The organism is Saccharothrix australiensis (assembly GCF_003634935.1).
In the GTDB taxonomy this organism is placed as follows: Bacteria; Actinomycetota; Actinomycetes; order Mycobacteriales; family Pseudonocardiaceae; genus Actinosynnema; species Actinosynnema australiense.
In genome coordinates, this window is record NZ_RBXO01000001.1 from 3,478,798 (window position 1) to 3,500,494 (window position 21,697).

5 protein-coding genes and 1 pseudogene are annotated in these 21,697 nt (G+C 75.5%); 5 read left to right on the forward strand and 1 reads right to left on the reverse strand.

Translation table 11 applies throughout. The features are described 5' to 3' along the window. Positions 1 to 28: 28 nt before the first annotated feature. Positions 29 to 5,206, forward strand: a pseudogene (locus C8E97_RS15395) (SDR family NAD(P)-dependent oxidoreductase); the annotation flags it as partial. A 32-nt stretch (positions 5,207 to 5,238) separates the two neighbouring features. Continuing rightward, complete coding sequence (locus tag C8E97_RS15400) at positions 5,239 to 16,158, forward strand: type I polyketide synthase (RefSeq protein ID WP_121006138.1); 10,920 nt, start codon at positions 5,239 to 5,241, stop codon at positions 16,156 to 16,158. 234 nt (positions 16,159 to 16,392) lie between these two features. On the opposite strand, the gene C8E97_RS15405 is transcribed toward C8E97_RS15400, so the two are convergent. Next, the gene (locus C8E97_RS15405) at positions 16,393 to 17,931 is read right to left on the reverse strand and encodes a glycosyltransferase family 39 protein (RefSeq protein ID WP_246018908.1); all 1,539 of its coding nucleotides are present in this window, start codon (positions 17,929 to 17,931) and stop codon (positions 16,393 to 16,395) included. Positions 17,932 to 18,247: 316 nt separating this feature from the next. On the opposite strand from C8E97_RS15405, the gene C8E97_RS15410 reads away from it, so the two are divergent. The 3 genes from C8E97_RS15410 to C8E97_RS15420 are packed head-to-tail and all read left to right on the forward strand — an operon-like array spanning position 18,248 to position 21,323. Next, on the forward strand, positions 18,248 to 19,669 hold the full coding sequence (locus C8E97_RS15410) for a class I adenylate-forming enzyme family protein (protein ID WP_121006139.1): 1,422 nt from the start codon (positions 18,248 to 18,250) through the stop codon (positions 19,667 to 19,669). Further along, positions 19,669 to 20,601, forward strand: coding sequence for an ACP S-malonyltransferase (locus tag C8E97_RS15415; RefSeq protein ID WP_121006141.1), 933 nt, complete (start codon positions 19,669 to 19,671; stop codon positions 20,599 to 20,601). Before C8E97_RS15410 ends, C8E97_RS15415 begins: the two co-directional genes overlap by 1 nt. A gap of 8 nt (positions 20,602 to 20,609) precedes the next feature. Beyond that, entirely contained in the window at positions 20,610 to 21,323 is a 714-nt protein-coding gene (locus tag C8E97_RS15420) for a thioesterase II family protein (protein WP_121006143.1), read from the forward strand. Positions 21,324 to 21,697: the final 374 nt, after the last annotated feature.

Sequence of the window (21,697 nt, forward strand, 5' to 3'; positions counted from 1 at the left end):
GTCCACCGAGGACAAGCTCCGCTACTTCCTCAAGCGGGTCACGGCCGACCTGCACGAGGCGCGCACCCGCCTGGACGAGGTGACGGCCGCCGCGGCGGAACCGATCGCGATCGTCGGCATGGCCTGCCGCTACCCCGGTGGCGTCACCGCACCCGAGGACCTGTGGCGACTGGTCGCCGAGGGGCGCGACGGCATCGGCCCGTTCCCGACCGACCGCGGCTGGGACGTCGAGCGGCTCTTCGACGAGGACCCCGACCGGGCGGGCACGTCGTACGTCGAGGAGGGCGGTTTCCTCCGCGACGCCTCGTGGTTCGACGCGGACTTCTTCGGGGTGAACCCGCGCGAGGCGCTGGCGATGGACCCGCAGCACCGGTTGCTGCTGGAGACGTCGTGGGAGGCCGTCGAGCGGGCCGGGCTGGACCCGGTGTCGCTGCGCGGCAGCCGGACCGGCGTGTTCACCGGGATCATGTACAACGACTACTCCACCCTGGTGCACGGCGCGCCGGACGGCGTGGAGGGCTACCTGGGCACCGGCACGGCGGCCAGCGTCGCGTCCGGGCGGGTGGCCTACACGTTCGGGCTGGAGGGTCCGGCGGTGACGGTGGACACGGCGTGCTCGTCGTCGCTCGTGGCGTTGCACCTGGCCGTGCAGGCGCTGCGGAACCGGGAGTGCGACCTGGCGCTGGCGGGCGGGGCGACCGTGATGGCGAGCCCCGCGCCGTTCACCGAGTTCAGCCGCCAGCGCGGGCTCGCGCCGGACGGCCGGTGCAAGGCGTTCTCGGCCGCCGCCGACGGCACCGGCTGGTCCGAGGGCGCGGGTGTGCTGCTGGTGGAGCGCCTGTCGGATGCCCGGCGCAACGGTCGCCGTGTGCTGGCGGTGGTGCGTGGTTCGGCGATCAACCAGGATGGTGCGTCGAATGGGTTGACGGCGCCGAATGGTCCTTCGCAGCAGCGGGTGATTCGGCAGGCGTTGAGCAGTGCTGGGCTTTCCGTGTCCGATGTGGATGTTGTGGAGGCGCACGGTACGGGTACGGCTTTGGGTGATCCGATCGAGGCGCAGGCGTTGTTGGCGACTTACGGTCAGGGTCGTGACGAGCCGTTGTGGTTGGGTTCGGTGAAGTCGAACATCGGTCACACGCAGGCTGCGGCGGGTGTTGCCGGGATCATCAAGGTGGTCATGGCGATGCGTGAGGGTGTGTTGCCGAGGACGTTGCACGTGGATGAGCCGTCGCGGCATGTGGACTGGTCTTCGGGTGCGGTGGGGTTGTTGACGGAGAACCGGCCGTGGCCGGTGGTGGGTCGTCCGCGTCGGGCGGGTGTGTCGTCGTTCGGGTTCAGCGGCACCAACGCCCACGTCATCGTCGAACAAGCCCCGGACGAGCCGGTCACGCCGACCGCCGAGGACGGGATCGTGCCGTTCGTGCTGTCCGCGCGTGGTGACGACGCCCTGCGCGCCCAGGCCGCGCGGTTGGCCGACCACCTGGCCCACCACTCGGCCGACCAGGCCGCCGCCGACCTCGCGTACTCGCTCGCCACCGGCCGCACGTCGTTCTCCCACCGCGCGGTGATCGTCACCGACGACCGGGGGGAACTGTCGACGGCGCTCGACGCCCTCGCCGGCGGCGGCCACCACCCCTCGGTCGTGCGCGGCACGGCGAGCAAGGGACCACTGGCCTTCCTGTTCACGGGTCAGGGTGCGCAGCGGGTCGGGATGGGCCGTGAGCTGCACGACAAGTACCCGGTGTTCGCGGAAGCGTTCGACGCGGTGTGTGCCGCGTTCGACATGCCGTTGGGCGACTTGGGTGCGGATCGGATTGATCGGACGGAGTTCACGCAGCCGGCGTTGTTCGCGGTTGAGGTGGCGTTGTTCCGGTTGTTCGAGTCGTGGGGTGTGAAGCCTGATTTCGTTGCCGGGCATTCGATCGGTGAGTTGGCTGCCGCGCATGTGGCGGGTGTGTTGTCGTTGGAGGACGCTGCCACGTTGGTGAAGGCGCGTGGCCGACTGATGGGTGCGTTGCCCGAGGGTGGCGCGATGGTTGCCGTGCAGGCGACCGAGGCTGAGTTGGATTTGACCGAGGGTGTGTCGGTCGCGGCGGTGAACGGGCCTTCCTCGGTGGTGCTGTCCGGTGTCGAGGAAGAAGTCCTGGTGATCGCGGAAGGTCTTGCGGCGCGAGGGCGCAAGACGAAGCGGCTCGCGGTGAGTCATGCGTTCCACTCGGTGTTGATGGAGCCGATGCTGGCCGGGTTCCGGGAGGTCGCGGAGTCGTTGACGTACGGCGAGCGGGAGATCCAGGCGGTGTCGACGGTGACGGGCAAGCCGGTGACGGACGAGTGGCGGTCGCCGGAGTACTGGGTGGGGCAGGTGCGGCAGGCGGTGCGGTTCGCCGACGCCGTCACCACCCTGCACGAGCAGGGCGTGGACACGTTCCTCGAACTGGGACCGGCGGGTGTGCTGTCGGCGATGGCGCAGGACTGCGTGGGCGGCGTGACCGCCGTCCCCGCGCTGCGCCCCGGCACACCGGAAGCGGCGGCCGTCCTCCGCGCGGTCGGCACCGCGCACGTGCGCGGCACAGCGGTCGACTGGACCGCCCTGCTCCGGGGCCGCCGCGTCGACCTGCCGACCTACCCGTTCCAGCGGGAGCGCTACTGGATCGACGCCCGCCCCGGCGTCGGCGACGTCTCGGCCGCCGGGCTCGACCCGGCCGACCACCCGCTGCTCGGCGCGGTCGTGTCCGTGCCCGGCACGGGCGGGGTCGTGCTCACCGGGCGGCTCTCGCTCGCCGACCAGCCGTGGCTGGCCGACCACCTCGTGGGCGGCTCGGCGCTCCTGCCCGGCACGGCGTTCGCGGACCTCGCGGTGGCGGCCGGCGACCAGGTCGGGTGCGGCGCGCTCGCCGACCTGACCCTGCGCGCGCCGCTGGTGCTGCCCGAGCACGGGTCGGTGTGGCTGCGCGTCGTGGTGGGCGACGGCGACCCCCGCACGGTCGACGTGCACGCGCGCACCGACGACTCCGAGTGGGTGTGCCACGCGTCCGGCACGCTGACCACCCCCGGCGCGCCACCGGCCGGGTTCGACCGCCCGGCCGACGCGGAACCCGTGGACCTGGACGGCTACTACGACGCGCTCGCCGGGCTGGGCCTGGAGTACGGCCCGGTGTTCCGGGGCCTGCGAGCGGCGTGGCGGCACGGCGGCGACGTGTACGCCGAGGTGGCGCTGCCCGTCGAGCCCGACGGGTTCGGCCTGCACCCGGCGCTGCTCGACGCCGCCCTGCACGCCATCGGCCTCGGCGACGCGGCGGGCGGCGGCCTGCCGTTCGCGTGGCGCGGTGTGGCGCTGTGGGCGTCCGGCGCGGCGGCGCTGCGGGTGCGCCTGTCGCCCGTGGCCGGCGGCGTGGCCGTGCTCGCGACCGACCTCGACGGGAACCCCGTGCTGTCCGTGGACGAGCTGGTGCTGCGCGAGGTCCGGCACGACGTCCCCGTGCGCTCCCTGTACGCGGTGGAGTGGACGCCCGTGCCCGCCGCCGACCCCGCCGCCCTGGACATCGCCGCCCTGGACATCGCCGCGCTCGGCGCGGTGCCCGGCGTGCGGACGTGCGAGGACCCGGCGGAGGTCGCCGACGCCGTGCTGCTGCCCGTGCCGGACACCGAGGACGTGCGGGAGGCGACCCGGCTCGTGCTCGCCGCCGCCCAGCGGTGGGTCGGGCTCGACACCGCGGCCCGGCTGGTCGTGGTGACCCGCCCCGGCAACCTGGCGCACGCCGCCGTCCGCGGCCTGGTCCGCTCCGCGCAGTCGGAGCACCCCGGCCGGTTCGCGCTCGTCGAGGCGGACGACCCGAAATCGGCGCCGCTCGCCGTGGCCACCGGTGAGCCGGAGGTGCGCGTCCGCGACGGCGTGCCGCACGCGCCCCGCCTCGTCCGGGTGCCCGCCGCGGACGGACCGCCGGTCTCGTTCGGCTCCGGCGCGGTGCTCGTGACCGGCGCGGCGGGCGCGCTCGGCCGCGTGGTCGCCGCCCACCTGGTGCGCGCCCACGGCGTCCGCGACCTGCTGCTGGTCGGCCGGCGCGGCGAGGACGCCGAGCTGACCGCCGAGCTGACCGCGCTGGGCGCGACCGTCGAGTGGGCGGCGTGCGACGTGGCCGACCGGGACGCCGTCGCGGCGCTGCTGGCCGGCCGCCGGGTGACGGCCGTCGTGCACTCGGCGGGCGTGCTGGACGACGGCGTGCTGACCGCCCTGACGCCGGAGCGCTGCGACCGGGTGCTCGCGCCGAAGGCGGACGCCGCCACCCACCTCCACGAGCTGACCGCGGACCTGTCCGCGTTCGTGGTGTTCTCCTCGGCGGCGGGCACGTTCGGCAACGCGGGCCAGGCCAACTACGCCGCCGCCAATGCCTACCTCGACGCGCTGGTCGAGCACCGCCGCGAGCGTGGCCTGCCCGCCGCGTCCCTCGCCTGGGGCCCGTGGGCGGTCGGCATGGCCGAGGGCGAGGCCGACCGGCTCGCCCGCGCCGGCGTGCGCCCGCTGTCCGAGGACGAGGGGCTGCGCCTGTTCGACGCCGCGCTCCGCGCGGAGGCGCCGGTGACGCTGCCGATCGGGCTGGACCCGGCGGCGATGGCCGCCACCGGCACGCCGCCGCTGCTGCGCGGCCTGGTGCGCCCGACCCGCCGGCGCGCCGCGGTCGCCGCGCCGACCGGCGACGCGGACGCCCTGGCCGAGCGGATCGCGGCGCTGCCCGAGGCCGAGCGCGGGCGCGCCCTGCTGGACCTGGTGGTGACGAGCGCCGCGCACGTCCTCGGCCACACCTCGACCGCGGCGGTCGCGCCGGACCGCGGGTTCCTGGACCTGGGTTTCGACTCGCTGACCGCCGTGGAGCTGCGCAACCGGCTCGACGCGGAGACCGGCCTGCGGCTGCCCACCACGCTCGTCTTCGACCACCCGACGCCGGCCGACCTCGCCGAGCACCTGCTGGCCGCGCTGCCGCTGCCCGGCGCGGTCGGCGTCCGGGCCGTCCACGCCGGCATCGAGGACCTGGAGCGGGCGCTCGCGGCGGTGCGCGCGTCCGACGACGAGCGGGCCGCCGTGACCACGCGGCTGCGCGCCCTGCTCGCCGCGTGGGACGACCGGCCGCGACCGGCGGACGACACCCTCGACGACGCGACGGCGGACGAGCTCTTCGACCTGCTCGACGCCGAACTCGGCCAGCTCTGACCCACCCGTACCGGCCCACCAAGGTGACTCACATGGCGAACGAGGACAAGTACCTCGCCTACCTCAAGCGCGCGACCGGCGACCTGCGCGAGGCGCGGCGGCGGCTGCGCGAGGCCGAGGAGCGGGACACCGAGCCGGTCGCGATCGTCGGCATGGCGTGCCGGTTCCCCGGCGGTGTCCGCACACCCGAGGACCTGTGGCGGCTGGTCGCCGACGGCGGCGACGGCATCGGCCCGTTCCCCGACGACCGTGGCTGGGACTTGGACGGCCTGTTCCACCCGGACCCCGACCACGCGGGCACCTCCTACGCCGACGAGGGCGGCTTCCTCGACGGCGTCGCCGACTTCGACCGCGAGCTGTTCGGCATCTCGCCGCGCGAGGCGCTGGCGATGGACCCGCAGCAGCGGTTGCTGCTGGAGACGTCCTGGGAGGCCGTCGAGCGGGCGGGCATCGCGCCCGCGTCGCTGCGCGGCAGCCGGACGGGCGTGTTCGCGGGCGTGATGTACCACGAGTACGTGGGCCTGCTCCAGCAGTCGGCGGACGAGGGCGTCGAGGGCTACCTGGGCACCGGCAACTCCGGCAGCATCGCGTCCGGCCGGGTCGCCTACACCCTGGGCCTGGAGGGACCGGCGATCACCATCGACACGGCGTGCTCGTCGTCGCTGGTCGCGCTGCACTGGGCGGCGCGGGCCCTGCGGGCGGGCGAGTGCGACCTGGCGCTGGCGGGCGGCGTCACGGTGATGGTCAGCCCGGCGGCGTTCGTGAACTTCAGCCGCCAGCGCGGTCTCGCGGCCGACGGGCGCTGCAAGCCGTTCGCGGCGGCGGCGGACGGCACCGGCTGGGGCGAGGGCGCGGGCATGCTGCTGGTGGAGCGGCTGTCCGACGCCCGCCGCAACGGGCGGCCGGTGCTGGCGGTGCTGCGCGGCTCCGCCCTCAACCAGGACGGCGCGAGCAGCGGCCTCACCGCGCCCAACGGCCCGTCGCAGCAGCGCGTGATCCGGCAGGCGCTGGCGTCGGCCCGGCTGTCGGCGGCCGACGTGGACGTGGTGGAGGCGCACGGCACCGGCACCACCCTGGGCGACCCCATCGAGGCGCAGGCCCTGCTGGCGACCTACGGGCAGGAGCGCCCGGCGGACCGGCCGCTGTGGCTGGGGTCGGTGAAGTCCAACCTGGGCCACACGCAGGCCGCGGCGGGTGTCGCCGGGGTCATGAAGGTGGTGCTGGCGATGCGCCACGGCGTGCTGCCCAGGACGCTGCACGTGGACGAGCCGTCGCCGCACGTGGACTGGTCGGCGGGCGGCGTGGAGCTGCTGACCGAGGCGCGGCCGTGGCCCGCGGGCGAGCGGCCCCGGCGGGCGGCGGTGTCGTCGTTCGGCATCAGCGGCACCAACGCGCACGTGGTGCTGGAGGAGGCTCCCGTCGCGGAGTCCGAAGTGGACGCCCCGGTGCGGCGGCTGCCGGTGCTGCCGCTGCCGGTGTCGGGCCGCTCGCCGGCAGCGCTGCGCGCGCAGGCCGAACGGCTGCTGGACCACGTGCGGGCGACCGGTGTCGCGCCGCTGGACCTGGCCTGCTCGCTGGCGACCACCCGGTCCGCGCTGCCGTGCCGGGCGGTGGTCGTGGCCTCGGACGCCGACGAGGTGCTGCTGGGGCTGGCCGCGCTCGCCGACGGCACGGCCGCCGCCGGTGTCGTGCACGGGACGGCCGCCGAGGGCCGGGTGGCGTTCCTGTTCACCGGTCAGGGCGCGCAGCGGGTCGGCATGGGCCGTGAGCTGTACGGTGCGTTCCCGGTGTTCGCCGACGCGTTCGACGCGGTGTGCGCCGAGTTCGACTTCCCGTTGCGGGACACCGTGTTCGAGGGCGGTGAGCCGATCGACCGCACCGAGCACGCCCAGCCCGCGCTGTTCGCCGTCGAGGTGGCGCTGTTCCGGCTGCTGGAGTCGTGGGGCGTCCGGCCGAACGCGGTGGCGGGGCACTCGATCGGCGAGTTGGCCGCCGCGCACGTCGCCGGTGTGCTGTCGTTGGCGGACGCCGCGAAGGTGGTGGCCGCGCGCGGTCGGTTGATGCAGGCCCTGCCCGAGGGTGGGGCGATGGTCGCGGTGCAGGCGGCCGAGGCCGAGGTCGAGCTGACGCCGGGTGTGTCGGTGGCGGCGGTGAACGGTCCGTCGTCGATCGTGCTGTCGGGCGTTGAGGAAGAAGTGCAGGCGATCGCGGAGGGCCTTGCGGCGCAGGGTCGCAAGACCAAGCGGTTGACGGTGAGCCACGCGTTCCACTCGGTGCTGATGGAGCCGATGCTGGACGACTTCCGGGCCGTCGTGGAGGGCGTGACCTACTCCGCCCCGGATATCCCGGCGGTGTCGACGGTGACGGGCAAGCCGGTGACGGACGAGTGGCGGTCGCCGGAGTACTGGGTGGGGCAGGTGCGGCAGGCGGTGCGGTTCGCCGACGCCGTCACCGCCCTGCACGACCAGGGCGTGCGCACGTTCCTCGAACTCGGTCCGGACGGCGTGCTGTCCGCCGTGGTCCGGGAGGTGGCCGCCGACTCCGCCGCCGCGCCCCTGCTGCGCCGCGACCGCCCGGAGGTCCACACCGCCACCACCGCGCTCGCCGCCGCCCACGCGCACGGCGCGGCCGTCGACTGGGCGGCGTTCTTCGCGGGCACCGGCGCGCGGCGCGTCGACCTGCCCACCTACGCGTTCCAGCGGGAGCGGTTCTGGCCTTCCGGCGTCGCGCACGCGGGCGACCTCGCCCACGCCGGCCTCCGCCACGCGGACCACCCCCTGCTCGGCGCGCTGGTCGCCCTCGCCGACGCCGACGGCGTCCTGCTCACCGGGCGGCTGTCGCTGCACGCCCACCCGTGGCTGGCCGACCACGCGCTGGGCGACGTGCCCCTGCTGCCCGGCGCGGCGCTGGTGGACCTCGCCGTCCACGCGGGCGACCAGGTCGGCTGCCCGACCCTGGCCGAACTGACCCTGCACGCGCCGCTGCCGCTCACCGGGCCGGTCGACGTCCAGGTCGCGGTCACCGCACCGGACGACACCGGCGCGCGGACCGTCACCGTCCACTCCCGCCACGACGACGAGCCGTGGGTCCGGCACGCCACCGGCCGCCTCACCGCCGACGCGGGCGCGCCGACCGGCCTGCCCGAGTGGCCGCCCGCCGGCGCGGACCCGGTCGACGTCGCCGACCTGTACCCGGCGCTGGCCGCCGCCGGCCTGCGCTACGGTCCGGCGTTCCAGGGCCTGCGGGCCGCGTGGCGGACCGCCGACGCCGTCTACGCCGAGGTCGCCACGACCCGCGACGTCGCGGGCTTCGGCCTGCACCCGGCCCTGCTGGACGCCGCCCTGCACGCCATCGGCCTGGGCGGGTTCGTCGACGTCGCGGGCGGCGCGCCGGTGCTGCCCTTCGCGTGGAGCGGGGTCCGCCTGCACGCCACGGGCGCGGAGTCCTTGCGGGTCAAGGTGTCCCGCGCCGGCGGCGCGGTGTCGCTGACCCTCGCCGACGACACCGGCGCGCCCGTCGCGGAGGTCGCGTCGCTGACCCTCCGGCCGCTCGCGCCCGACGCGATCCGCGGTGGCCACGTCGAGTCCCTGTACGCGGTGCGGTGGGCGTCGGTCGCCGTGCCGGACGCGCCGGAGGCCGCGGTGGCGACCTGTCCCGGCGGCGACCCGCGCGAGACCGCCGCATGGGCGCTGGACGTGGCGCGGGCGTGGCTGGAGGACGGCGACGGCCCGTTGTTCGTCGTGACCCGCGGCGCGGTGGGCGAGGACCCCGACCCCGCGCAGGCCGCCGTGTGGGGCCTGCTGCGCTCGGCCCAGTCCGAGCACCCGGGGCGCATCGTGCTGGTCGACACCGACGACTCGCGGCCGGTGCCGTTCGGCGCGCTCGTGGTGGGCGAGCACCAGGTGGCCGTGCGCGACGGCGTCGTGACCGCGCCCCGGCTGGTCCGCGCGCCACGACCGGACGCCGAGGTCCGGCTGTCCGGGGCGGTGCTGGTCACGGGCGCGAGCGGCACGCTGGGCGGGCACGTCGCGCGGCACCTGGTGACCGCGCACGACGTCCGCGACCTGCTGCTGCTCAGCCGGCGCGGCGAGGTGCCGGAGCTGACCGCCGACCTGCGCGCGCTCGGCGCGGAGGTCACCTGGGCCGCCGCCGACGCCGCCGACCGCGACGCCGTGGCCGCCCTGGTCGCCGGTCGCGACCTGTCCGCCGTCGTGCACGCGGCGGGCGTGCTGGACGACGGCGTGTTCACCGCCCAGACCCCGGAACGGCTCGACGCCGTGTTCCGCGCCAAGGTCGACGCGGTCACCGTCCTCGACGAGGTGACCCGCGAGCACGACCTCACGGCGTTCGTGGTGTTCTCCTCCGCCGCCGGGGTGTTCGGCACCCCCGGCCAGGCCAACTACGCCGCCGCCAACGCCTGGCTCGACGCGTTCGCCGCGCGCCGCCGCGCCGCGGGCCGGCCCGCCACGTCCCTGGCCTGGGGCCTGTGGTCCGACGACAGCGCCCTGACCGGCGCGGCCGACCGCCGCCGGCTGGCCCGCGCGGGCGCGGCGGGGCTGCCCACCGCCGAGGCGCTCGACCTGTTCGACGTCGCGCTGGGCGCGCCGGACGCGCTGCTCGTGCCGATGCGGCTGGACCTGGCGGCGTTCCGCGACGCCGCGCCGCCGCTGCTGCGCGGCCTGGTCCGCACGCCGGTCCGCCGCGCCGCGAGCCGCCGCGCCGACTCCTCCGACCTGGCCCGCGCGCTGGCCGGGCTCGACGCCGACGAGCGGGACCGGCACGTGCTGGACCTGGTGCGCGGCCACGTCGCGGCGGTCCTCGGGCACGCGGGCGCGGCGGCGGTCGACCCGCTGCACACGTTCGGCGACCTCGGGTTCGACTCGTTGACCGCCGTGGAGCTGCGCAACGCGCTGGGCGCGGACACCGGGCTGCGGCTGCCCGCGACGCTGGTGTTCGACTACCCGACGCCGCGCGTGCTGGCCGACCACCTGCTGGCCGAGCTGTCCGGCGCGGACGTCGCGGTCGACGTGGCGCGGGCGACGGCGTCGGCCGACGACCCCATCGCCATCGTGGGCATGGCGTGCCGGTTCCCCGGCGGTGTCGCCTCGCCCGAGGACCTGTGGCGGCTGGTCGCGACCGGTGGCGACGGCGTCACCGACCTGCCGACCGACCGCGGCTGGAACGTCGAGGCGCTCTACGACCCCGACCCGGACCGGCCCGGCACCAGCTACACCCGCTCCGGCGGGTTCCTGGCGACCGCGGCCGACTTCGACCCCGGCTTCTTCGGCATCTCGCCGCGCGAGGCGCTGGCGATGGACCCGCAGCACCGGTTGCTGCTGGAGACGTCGTGGGAGGCCGTCGAGCGGGCCAGCATCGACCCGCGCTCCCTGCGCGGCAGCCGGACGGGCGTGTTCGCGGGCGTGATGTACAACGACTACGGGAACCTCCTGCAACTCGCCGCCGAGGACCTGGAGGCGTACCTGAGCACCGGCACGTCCGGCAGCGTCGCGTCCGGGCGGGTGGCCTACACGTTCGGGCTGGAGGGCCCGGCGGTGACGGTGGACACGGCGTGCTCGTCGTCGTTGGTGGCGTTGAACATGGCCGCGCACGCGCTGCGGGCGGGGGAGTGCGACCTCGCGCTGGTGGGCGGGGTGACGGTGATGTCGACGCCCGGCACGTTCATCGCGTTCAGCCGGCAGCGCGGCCTGGCCCCGGACGGCCGGTGCAAGGCGTTCGCCGCCGCCGCCGACGGCACCGGGTGGGGTGAGGGCGTCGGCATGTTGCTGGTGGAGCGGCTGTCCGACGCCCGGCGCAACGGTCACCGCGTGCTCGCCGTGGTCAAGGGTTCGGCGGTGAACCAGGACGGCGCGTCGAACGGCTTGACCGCGCCGAATGGTCCGTCGCAGCAGCGGGTGATCCGCCAGGCGTTGGCGAACGCCGGATTGCGTCCGTCCGATGTGGACGCCGTGGAGGCGCACGGCACCGGCACCACGTTGGGCGACCCCATCGAGGCGCAGGCGCTGCTGGCGACCTACGGGCAGGACCGGTCGGAACCGCTGTGGCTGGGTTCGATCAAGTCGAACATCGGCCACACGCAGGCGGCGGCGGGTGTCGCCGGGATCATCAAGATGGTCATGGCGATGCGGCACGGCGTGCTGCCGAAGACGTTGCACGTGGACGAGCCGTCGTCGCACGTGGACTGGTCGGAGGGCGCGGTCGAGCTGTTGACCGACAACCGGCCGTGGCCGGAGGTGGGTCGCGCGCGGCGGGCGGCGGTGTCGTCGTTCGGCGTCAGCGGCACCAACGCGCACGTCATCCTCGAACACGTGCCCGCACCGGACGCGCCGGCCGAGCCCGAGGAGCGGCTCGTCCCGGTGCTGCTGTCCGCCCGCACCGCGGCCGGGCTCGGCGCGCAGGCCGCGCGGCTGCGCGACTTCGTGGCGGACCGGGACGTCCGGCCGCTCGACCTCGCGCACTCGCTGGCCGTGGCGCGGACCCGGTTCGCCCACCGGGCGGTCGTGGTCGGCGCGACCCGCGAGGAACTCGTGCGGGGGCTGGACGAGCTGGCCGGCGGGCTGCCCGCGTCGCCGGGTGTCGTGCGCGGCACGGCGGCCCGGTCGGGTCGCGTGGTGTTCGTGTTCCCCGGCCAGGGTTCGCAGTGGGCGGGCATGGCGGTGGAGCTGCTGGAGACCTCGCCCGCGTTCGCCGAGCGGATGGCGGGGTGCGCCGCCGCGATCCACCCGCTGGTCGACTGGGACCTGTACGAGGTGCTGCGGTCCGGCGACTTCGAGCGGGTCGACGTCGTGCAGCCGGTGCTGTTCGCGGTGATGGTGTCGCTGGCGGGGCTGTGGCGGTCGTGGGGCGTCGAGCCCGCGGCGGTCGTCGGGCACTCCCAGGGCGAGATCGCCGCCGCCGTCGTGGCGGGCGCGTTGACCTTGGCCGACGGCGCGGCGGTCGTCGTCGAGCGGTCCCGGCTGATCACGCGCATCGGCGGCCGGGGCGGCATGGTGTCCCTCGCGCTGCCCGCCGCCGACGCGGAGGCGCTCGTCGCCAGGTTCGCCGGGCTGTCCGTCGCGGCGGTCAACGGGCCGGGCTCCGTCGTCGTGTCCGGCGAGGTGCCCGCGCTGGACGGCCTCCGAGCCTGGTGCGACGACCACGGCGTGCGGGCGCGGCGGATCGCGGTGGACTACGCGTCCCACTCGGCGCAGGTCGAGCCGCTGGCCGACGACATCGTGGCCGCGCTGCGCGGCATCACGCCCCGGCCGGGGACCGTGCCGCTGTACTCGACCGTGACCGGCGAGGTGCTGACCGGCGCGGAGATGGACGCCGCCTACTGGTACCGCAACCTGCGCGGCACCGTGGACCTGCGGGGCGCGGTGGAGCGCCTGGCCGCCGACGGCCACGACGTGGCGATCGAGGTCAGCCCGCACCCCGTGCTGACGATGGGCGTCCAGGAGACGTGGGAAGCCGCCGGCGGCGCGGTCGTCGGCACGCTGCGGCGCGGCGAGGGCGGCCTGCGCCGGGCGCTGGCGTCGCTGGCGGAGGTCGTGGTGGCCGGGGTGGAGCCGGACTGGTCCGCGCTCGCGCCCGGCGTCGTCGTCGACCTGCCGACGCACGCGTTCGAGCACACCCGCTACTGGCCGACGCTGGTCGACGCGCCCGGCGACGTGTCCGCCGCCGGCCTCGGCGCGGCCGACCACCCGCTGCTGGGCGCGGCGGCCGAGCTGCCCGGCTCGGACGGCGTCGTGTTCACCGCCCGGCTGTCCACGCGGACGCACCCGTGGCTGGCCGACCACGCCCTCGGCGGCACGGTGCTGTTGCCCGGCACGGCGTTCGTGGAGCTCGCGCTGCGCGCAGGCGACGAGGTGGGCTGCGCGCTGGTGGAGGAGCTGACCCTCGCCGCGCCGCTGGTGCTGTCCGACGCGGCGGTGCAGCTGCGCCTGGTGGTGGACGGTCCGGACGAGGCGGGTCGGCGCGCCCTCGCCGTGCACTCGCGCCGCGAAGGGGCCGTCGACGAGCCGTGGACGCCCCACGCGACCGGTGTGCTGGCCCCGCGCGGCGAGGTGGCGGTGGACCTGACCGCGTGGCCGCCGCCGGGCGAGCCGGTCGCCCTGGACACCCTCTACGACGACCTCGCCGCCGCCGGGCTGGAGTACGGCCCGACGTTCCAGGGCCTGCGCGCGGCCTGGCGGCACGGCGACGAGGTGTTCGCCGAGGTCGAGCTGCCCGTCGACCCCGGCGGGCACACGCTGCACCCGGCGCTGCTGGACGCGGCGCTGCACGCGATCGCCGTCGCGGGCTTCGGCGGCGGTGGCCTGCCGTTCACGTGGTCCGGGGTGAGCGCGGTCGTCGCGGGCGCGGACCGGCTGCGCGTGCGGCTGTCCGAAGTGGACGACGGCGTGATCCGCCTCGACCTCGCCGACGGGGACGGCGCGCCGGTCGGCGTCGTCGGCGGCCTCACCCTGCGCGCCGCGCCGACCGGCCCGGCGGGCGCGGAGTCGCTGTTCCGCGTCGACTGGGTGGAGGTGCCGCCGGGCGCACCCGGCGAGCTGACCTTCGCCGTGCTGGGCGAGGACGAGCTGAAGGTGGGCGCGGCGCTGGACCTGGCCGGCGTGCGCTACGCGAGCCACCCCGACCTCGCCTCCCTGGTCGCGGGCGGGGTGCCGGCCGCCGTGCTGTGCCCGGTGGTCCCGGCGGCGGGCGACCCGGCGTCGGCCACCCGCGCCACCCTGCTGCGGGTCGTTGACCTGCTGCGCGACTGGTCGGCCGACCCGCGGTGCGCGGCGAGCAGGCTCGTCGTCGTCACCGCGGGCGTCCGGGCCGACGACCCGGTGGTCGCCGCGGTGTGGGGCCTCGTCCGGTCCGCCCAGTCGGAGAACCCCGGCCGGTTCAGCCTCCTCGACCTCGACCTCGACCTCGACCTCGACGGCGCGGGCGCGGCGGTGGCCGCCGCGCTGGCCTGCGACGAGCCGCAGCTCGCCGTGCGGGACGGCGGCATCACCGCGCCGCGCCTGGTCCGCGTGCCCGCCGCCGACACCGACCCGGTCGTGTTCGACCCCGACGGCACGGTGCTGATCACCGGCGCGACCGGTGTGCTGGGCGGGCTCGTGGCCCGGCACCTCGTGACCGCGCACGGCGTCCGCGGCCTGCTGCTGGTGAGCCGCGGCGCGGCCGACGAACTGGCGGAGGAGCTGCGCGGGCTGGGCGCGGCGGTGGCCGTGGCCGCGTGCGACGCCGCCGACCCCGACGCGCTGCGCGCCGCCGTGGCGGGCTTGCCGCCCGACCGGCCGCTGCGGGGCGTGATCCACGCGGCGGGCGTCCTGGACGACGGCGTGATCGGGTCGCTGACGCCCGAGCGCGTCGACCGCGTGCTGCGCCCGAAGGTGGACGCCGTGCTGGCGCTGGACGAGGTGACCCGCGACCACGCCCTGACCGCGTTCGTCGTGTTCTCCTCCGCCGCCGGCACCTTCGGCGGTCCCGGACAGGGCAACTACGCGGCGGCCAACGCGTTCGTCGAGGCCGTCACCGCCCGCCGGCGCGCGGCGGGCCTGCCCGGCGTCGCCCTCGGGTGGGGCCTGTGGGCGCGGCGCAGCGCCATGACCGGCGACCTGGCGGAGGTGGACCTGCGGCGGATGGCGCGCTCCGGCCTGGTGCCGCTGGCCTCCGACGAGGGCCTGGCCCTGTTCGACCGGGCCTGCGCCGCCAACCTGCCGGTCGCGCTGCCCGTGCGGGTCGACTTCGCGGCGCTGCGCGAGCAGGCGTCCGCCGGGCTGCTGCCGCCGCTGCTGCGCGGCCTGGTCCGCGCGCCGTCCCGGCGGGCGGCGGCGGCACGGCACGACCCGGCCGAGTACGCCCGCTCGCTCGCGGCGATGTCCGGGCCGGACCGCGCCGCCGCGCTGCTCGACCTGGTGCGCGGCCAAGCGGGCGCGGTGCTCGGCCACGACCCGGACGCGATCGCGCCCGACCAGCCGTTCCTGGAGCTGGGCTTCGACTCCCTGACGTCGCTGGAGCTGCGCAACCGCCTGGTCGCCGCGACCGGGAGCGCGCTGCCGGCGACCCTGCTGTTCGACCACCCCACCCCGGAGCGCGTGATGGCCGTCCTCGCGGAAGCCGTCGCGGGCGCCGCGCCCGAGCCGGCGGCGGCCGACACGGTGACGACGATGTACCGGCAGGCGGCGCGAGCGGGCCGGATGTCGGAGTTCCTGCCGCTGCTCATCGCGGCCTCGGAGTTCCGGCCTTCCTTCGCCGCCCCGGCCGACCTGCCCGCGCCGCTCGCGGTGACCCGGCTGGCGCCGGGGCCGGGGCCGGTGGTGGTGTGCCTGCCGTCGATCCTGGCCATCTCCGGTCCCTTCCAGTACACGCGGTTCGCGGCGGCGCTGCGGGACCGGCGCGAGGTGGCGGTGCTGCCCGCGCCGGGCTTCCTGGCCTCCGAACCGGTGCCCGCCTCGGTCGAGGCGGTGACGGAGGCGCAGGCGGAGGCGTTGCGCGCGTACGTCGGCGACCGGCCGTACGTGCTGCTGGGGCACTCGTCGGGCGGGATGCTGGCGCACGAGCTGGCCGCCCGCCTCGACGGCGAGGGTGGACCGGCGGCGGTCGTGCTGATCGACATCTACTCGCACGACGGCGACGCGCTGACCGGCATCCAGGGCGACCTGACCGACGGGATGCTGGACCGCGAGGACGGCCACACACCGCTGGACGACGCGCGCCTCACGGCGATGGGGGCCTACTTCCGCCTCTACCGCGACTGGCGGCCGCGGGAGATCGGCGCCCGCACCCTCCTGGTCCGCGCCGCGGAACCGCTGTTCGCGTGGAACCGGGACGGCGAGTGGCGGTCGACGTGGGCCGGTGCGCACGAGGCGCTGGACACGCCGGGCAACCACTTCACCGTGATGGAGTCCCACGCCGGGACGACGGCCGAGGCCGTGGCCACCTGGCTGGACCGCCTGTAGGCGGGCGGAGGCCGCGCGCGTCACCGGTTCCCGGTGGCACGCGCGGCTTTTTCGCGGTGTGGAGCCGGTTCGGCCTGGTGGCGGTGCGAAGCCGGCTCGGGTACCGGACCGCCCGCGGGAAGGCCGAAGGCCGCGCGTGCCACCGTTTTCCGGTGGCACGCGCGGCCTTCGCTCGTGGTGGGGTCGGGCTCGGCCGGGTGCGACGCGAAGTCGGACCGGGCCGAGCGGCGCGGGTCAGGCCAGGTGGTGCATGGTCGGCCACAACCGCGACCACGGCTGCTTGACGTCCTCGCACAGCCAGATCGCCATGCCCTGGCTGAAGTTCACCACGCCGACCCCGTTGTCGACCTCGCCCACCCTGCGGACGGACCCGAAGTACTGCCGCAGGTAGTTCTCGTCCGCGCCCACGAACAGCACCGTGCGCGCGGAGTCCGGCGGCGCGCCGAAGTACCAGTACCCCCGGTGCGGGCTGTAGGCGTGCGGCAGGCCCCGCTCACGGCCCAGCACCTCCACCGCGCTCGCCGGGCCGTAGGTGTCGGCGACCACCACGGCCTCCTCCTGCCGCGCGGCGGGCAGCGCCCGGTAGGCCCGCTCCACGGCGTCCACCAGCTCGGGGTTGCCGATGGTCTCCACGGACGACAGCAGGAACGCCTGCGGACCGGTCGCCACCGACGTCACCGGCAGCACGGGCAGCGCCAGGAACACCGCCGCGAGCGCGGAGAAGGCGAAACCCACCTTGCCGAACGCGAACCGCCACCAGCGGGCCGAGTCGGCGCGGTCGAGTTCGACGGCCGCCACCGCCCACACGACGGGGAACACGCCGGCCACGTAGTACTGCCGCCCGTTGGTGATCAGGAACACCGCGAGCAGGCCGACGACCGTCCAGCCCAGGAACCGGTACGGCCGCAACCACTCCGCGCGCAGCAGCCGCCACGTCCCGTACATGGCGGGGAACATCAGCAGCGGCCCGGCCGAACCCAGGACGAACGGCAGGAACATCGCGCGCCCGCCCTCGACGGCGTCGATCTCCGCCGACAGCACCGGACCCATCGCGAGCTGCGGCCAGCCGTGCGACGCCTGCCACAGCAGGGCAGGCACGGTGGCCACGACGGCGATCGCCGCGCCGACCCACAGCAGCGGGCGGCCGAGCACCTCCCGCGGGCCGGTCACCGCGATCGACACCAGCAGCACGACCACCAGGAACACGACCAGGAACTTGTTCTGCAACGCGACGGCGGTGGTCACGCCGGCCCACAGCAGCAGCACGTCCCGCCGCGTGCGCACCCACCGCACCAGGAGCAGGCAGATCAGCGCCCAGCTCACGATGTCCAGCGTCGCGGTGGCCAGCCAGTGGCCGTGCACCAGCACGATGGGGGAGCAGGCGAACGCGCCGGCCGCCACGAGCTGCGCCCGCCGCGCGCCGCCGAACTCCCGCGCCAGCAGCGCGGCGAGCACCACGCCCACCCCGGTCAGCAGCGCCGGGAACACCCGAAGCGCCACCAGGTTCGGCCCGAACAGCAGGTCCACGAGCCTCGCCACCAGCGGCACCAGCGGCGGCTGGTCGGCGTAGCTCCAGTCCAGGCTGCGGCCCGCGCGGAGGAAGTACAGCTCGTCACCGGCGAAGCCGTAGCGCCCCGCGGTGGCGAGCAGGGCCGCGACCACCGCGCCCGCCACCACCAGCACGGGCTGGCGGGCGAAGGCGGGCAGGTCCCGCGCCACCGGCTCGTCGATCGTCGCGGCGCTCTCCGCCGCCGTTCTCGCTTCTGCGACCACCACTACCTCCGTGGCGAGAAAAGGGGTTGACGGGAAAACCGCGAACGGGGCGGAAACGGCGTCGGGACAACGGGTGCCGAGCACATCGCGGAGGTTTTCCGCGGCGGAGCGTAACAGCGGCGCCACTCGGGCCGACCCCGCGCGACCGGGATCAGGGGACCCTAGGGGGCGGGTAGGGGTTCACCGGGCCATGCCCCGGTGCGGAGCCTGGGAGCGTGCCGGGGACGGGTGCCCGGCGCGTCCGCACGTTCCTCGGGGGACATCCCGCGCAGACCGGCGACCACATCCACCGGCGCAGTGGACGGAAAGAGGTCCGATGACGGCGAAGATCTTCGGCCCGGACGGCGTGCAGCCGCTGCCCGAGTTCGAACGCGACGCTCTGAACATGGCCCGCGAGCTCCAGGAGCGCGGTGTCAACCACGGCGACCGGGTCCTGCTCAAGGCGGGCAACTCGGCCGGGTACGTGTGCGCCCTGCTCGCCCTCATGCACGTGGGCGCGTCCATCGTGCTGGTCGACCACCAGGAGCAGCGCGAGTCGACGCGCGCGATCATCCGCCAGGCGGGCGTGAAGATGTGCGTCGTGGACGACGACGCGCCGCTGCCCGACGGCGTGGCGCACCAGGTCACCGTCTTCGAGCTGATGGTCGCCGCGTCGGGCCGGGTGCCGTTGCAGGCCCGGCTGTCGGTCGGCGAGTGGTGCGAGCGGCCCGACGGCCTGGTCATGTGGTCCTCCGGCTCGACCGGCACGCCGAAGGGCGTGGTGAAGTCCGGCGGCTCGTTCCTGCGCAACCTGGACCGCAACCGCGCGCAGGTGGGGCACGTGGCGTCCGACGTGCTGGTGCCGCTGCTGCCGTTCTCCCACCAGTACGGGCTGTCGATGGTCCTCATCGCGTGGCTGGCCCGCTGCTCGCTGGTCATCGCGCCCTACAAGCGGCTGGACCGGGCGCTGACGATGGCCGCCCGGTGCGGCGGCACGGTGTTCGACGCGACACCCGCGACCTACCGCAGCATGCTGAACCTGACCCGCCGCCGCCCGGCGCTGCGCCCGGCCCTGGACGCCGCCCGGATGCTGTGCGTGGGCGCGGCACCGCTGGACCCGAACCTGGTGGACGAGTACGTCGCCGAGTACGGCCTGCCGCTGCTGGACAGCTACGGCAGCACCGAGCTGGGCAACGTCTCCTTCGCCACGCCGGAGAACCCGGTGGCCTGCGGGCGCGCCATGCCGGGCCTGGAGCTGGCCGTCGTGGACGACGACGGCAACCGCCTGCCCGCCGGCGAGGTCGGGGAGGTCCTGGTCCGCACGCCGGACCTGATGACCGGCTACCTCGACCAGGACGGCGGCGTCGACCCGGTGCGGGTCGACTGGTACCCCAGCGGCGACCTCGGCTACCTGGACGAGCGGGACAACCTGCACGTGCTGGGCCGCAAGCTCGCGGTGCACCGCAACGGCCACACGCTCTACCCCGAGGTGATCGAGCGGCGCGCCGCGCGGGCGGGCTGCTCCACCAAGGTCGTCGCCCTGCCCGACGACCGGCGCGGCAGCAGCCTGGTGTTCTTCGTCGAGGACGAGTCCGGCACGGACGCCGCCGTGTGGCGCGAGCGCATCAACGAGGTGCTGCCGCCCTGGGAGGCGCCCAACCGCGTCGTCGTGGTGGACCGCTTCCCGTTGAACCGCAACGGCAAGCCGGACCGCGCCGCGCTGGAGCGGCAGGCGCTGGCCGACGCGGCGGCGAGCTGATGGCCGACCGCACGGCGATGGTCTTCCCCGGCATGGCACCCTCCGGTTTCGCCACGCTGGGCAAGTTCCTCGTGCTGGACCGCTTCGCGCGCGAGCGGGTCGCGGAGGCGTCCGAGGTCCTGGGCTACCCGCTGTTGGCGCGCCTGCGGGCCGACGGCGAGGACGGGTACTCCGCCGACGCCCAGGTCGCGTTCGTGGTGAGCTGCCTGGCCCTGGCCGACCGCGCCGAGCAGGTCCGGGGTGTGCGGGCGGACGTGGTCGCGTGCCCGAGCTTCGGGCAGAAGGCCGCCGCGGTCTACACGGGAGCGCTGTCCTTCGCCGACGCCGTCCGCTTCACCGTGGACCTCGCGCGGTGCGAGGAGGAGTACTTCGCCGGCTCGGACCTGGTGACGCACTGCGTGGTGCGGGTGCCGGAGGAGGCGTTCCACGACGTGCTGCGCGGCATGGCGGAGCGCGGCGAGTGGTACGACGTGTCCGGCCACCTCGACCGCGGCTTCCACCTGGTGTCGTTGAGCGAGCGCCACCTGGACGCGTTCATCGCCGACATCCGCGCCGCGGGCGGGTACTCGATGCACACCATGCGCCCGCCGGTGCACGCGGCGGCGTTCACGCCGTTGCGGCACAAGGCGGAAGCGGAGGTCTTCACCCGCTACACCATCGGCGCGCCGCGCATCCCCGTGGTGGCCGACCAGGACGGTGCGCTGGTCGAGACCGCGGACGCCATGCGGACCATGCTGCTGGACACCTTCGACCGCGCGATCCGCTGGCCCGACGTGGTCGCGGGGCTGCGCCGGCTGGACGTGGGCACGGTCGTGTTCGCGGGCCAGGACAACCTGTTCCACCGCCTCGACGTCACGGCGGAGGCGTTCCGCGTGGTCGCGCTGAACCCCAAGAACGCCCTGCTGCCGCCGAAAACCGCCCGATCCGCCTGAGGACGCCGATGAACACCGAGTGGTTCCGCCACTTCCACGACGCGCCCGCCGGCGCGCCGCGCCTGATCTGCTTCCCGCACGCGGGCGGCGCGGCCAGCGCGTACCTGCCGCTGGCCCGCGTGCTGTCGTCGTTCGCCGAGGTGTGGTGCGTCCAGTACCCGGCGCGGCAGGAACGCAGGCGGGAACCGCACTTCGGCACGGTGCCCGCGCTCGCGGACATGGTCGCCGAGGCGCTGGGCGAGGGGCCGTACGCGTTCTTCGGCCACAGCATGGGAGCGGTCGTCGCCTACGAGGTGGCGCACCGCGTCACCCCGACGGCGCTGATCGTGTCCGGCCGCCGCGCGCCGTCCACGACGCGCTCCGAACGCGTCCACCTGCGCGACGACGACGGCGTGCTGGCGGAGATCCGCGCGCTCAGCGGCACCGACCAGCGCATCCTGGACAACGACGAACTGCTCAGGATGGTGCTGCCGACCCTGCGCGCCGACTACCGCGCCGTCGAGACCTACGAGTTCCCCGGCCACCCGCCGCTGTCGACGCCGATCACCGCGCTCGTGGGCGACCGCGACCCGAAGGCCACCGTGCCCGAGGTCGAGGCGTGGGCCGGGCACACCACCGGCCCGTTCGGCCTCCACGTCCTGCCCGGCGGCCACTTCTTCCTGGACGACCGGCGGCAGGAGGTCGCCGCCCTGGTTCGCGCCGCGCTGACCGCGGCGGCGTAGCGGCGCCTGCTCCCACGGGCACGGACGCGCTCCCGGTAGCGCGTCCGTGCCCGCCTCGCGTTCCGCCCGGAGTCCACTGTGGACCCCGTGGTCACGACCGCCGCTTTCACATCTCTCGCGAAAAGCTGTGTGCATTTTCGGCCGGTCGGCAGTCGGCTTGATCGGTCGGGAAAACGTGGCCCCGGTTGATCCGTGCGGGTGAACATCCCCGACCGCCGGGTGCGCGCGGTCGCTCTCCCGGACGAAATGACCTGCGCCGATCGCCCGGCCTTTGATCGGGGTCGAAGAGCGGGTCCGATTATTGCGCCGGAAACGGTGTTTGTCGGTGTGATGCTCCGGTTATCTATCTGGCGATCGCGGTCCGAGTCCGTGAT

Coding starts and splice junctions, on each gene's coding strand:
- C8E97_RS15420 (WP_121006143.1), top strand. CDS start 20,610: ATGAACACCGAGTGGTTCCGCCACTTCCACGACGCGCCCGCCGGCGCG.
- C8E97_RS15400 (WP_121006138.1), top strand. CDS start 5,239: ATGGCGAACGAGGACAAGTACCTCGCCTACCTCAAGCGCGCGACCGGC.
- C8E97_RS15415 (WP_121006141.1), top strand. CDS start 19,669: ATGGCCGACCGCACGGCGATGGTCTTCCCCGGCATGGCACCCTCCGGT.
- C8E97_RS15410 (WP_121006139.1), top strand. CDS start 18,248: ATGACGGCGAAGATCTTCGGCCCGGACGGCGTGCAGCCGCTGCCCGAG.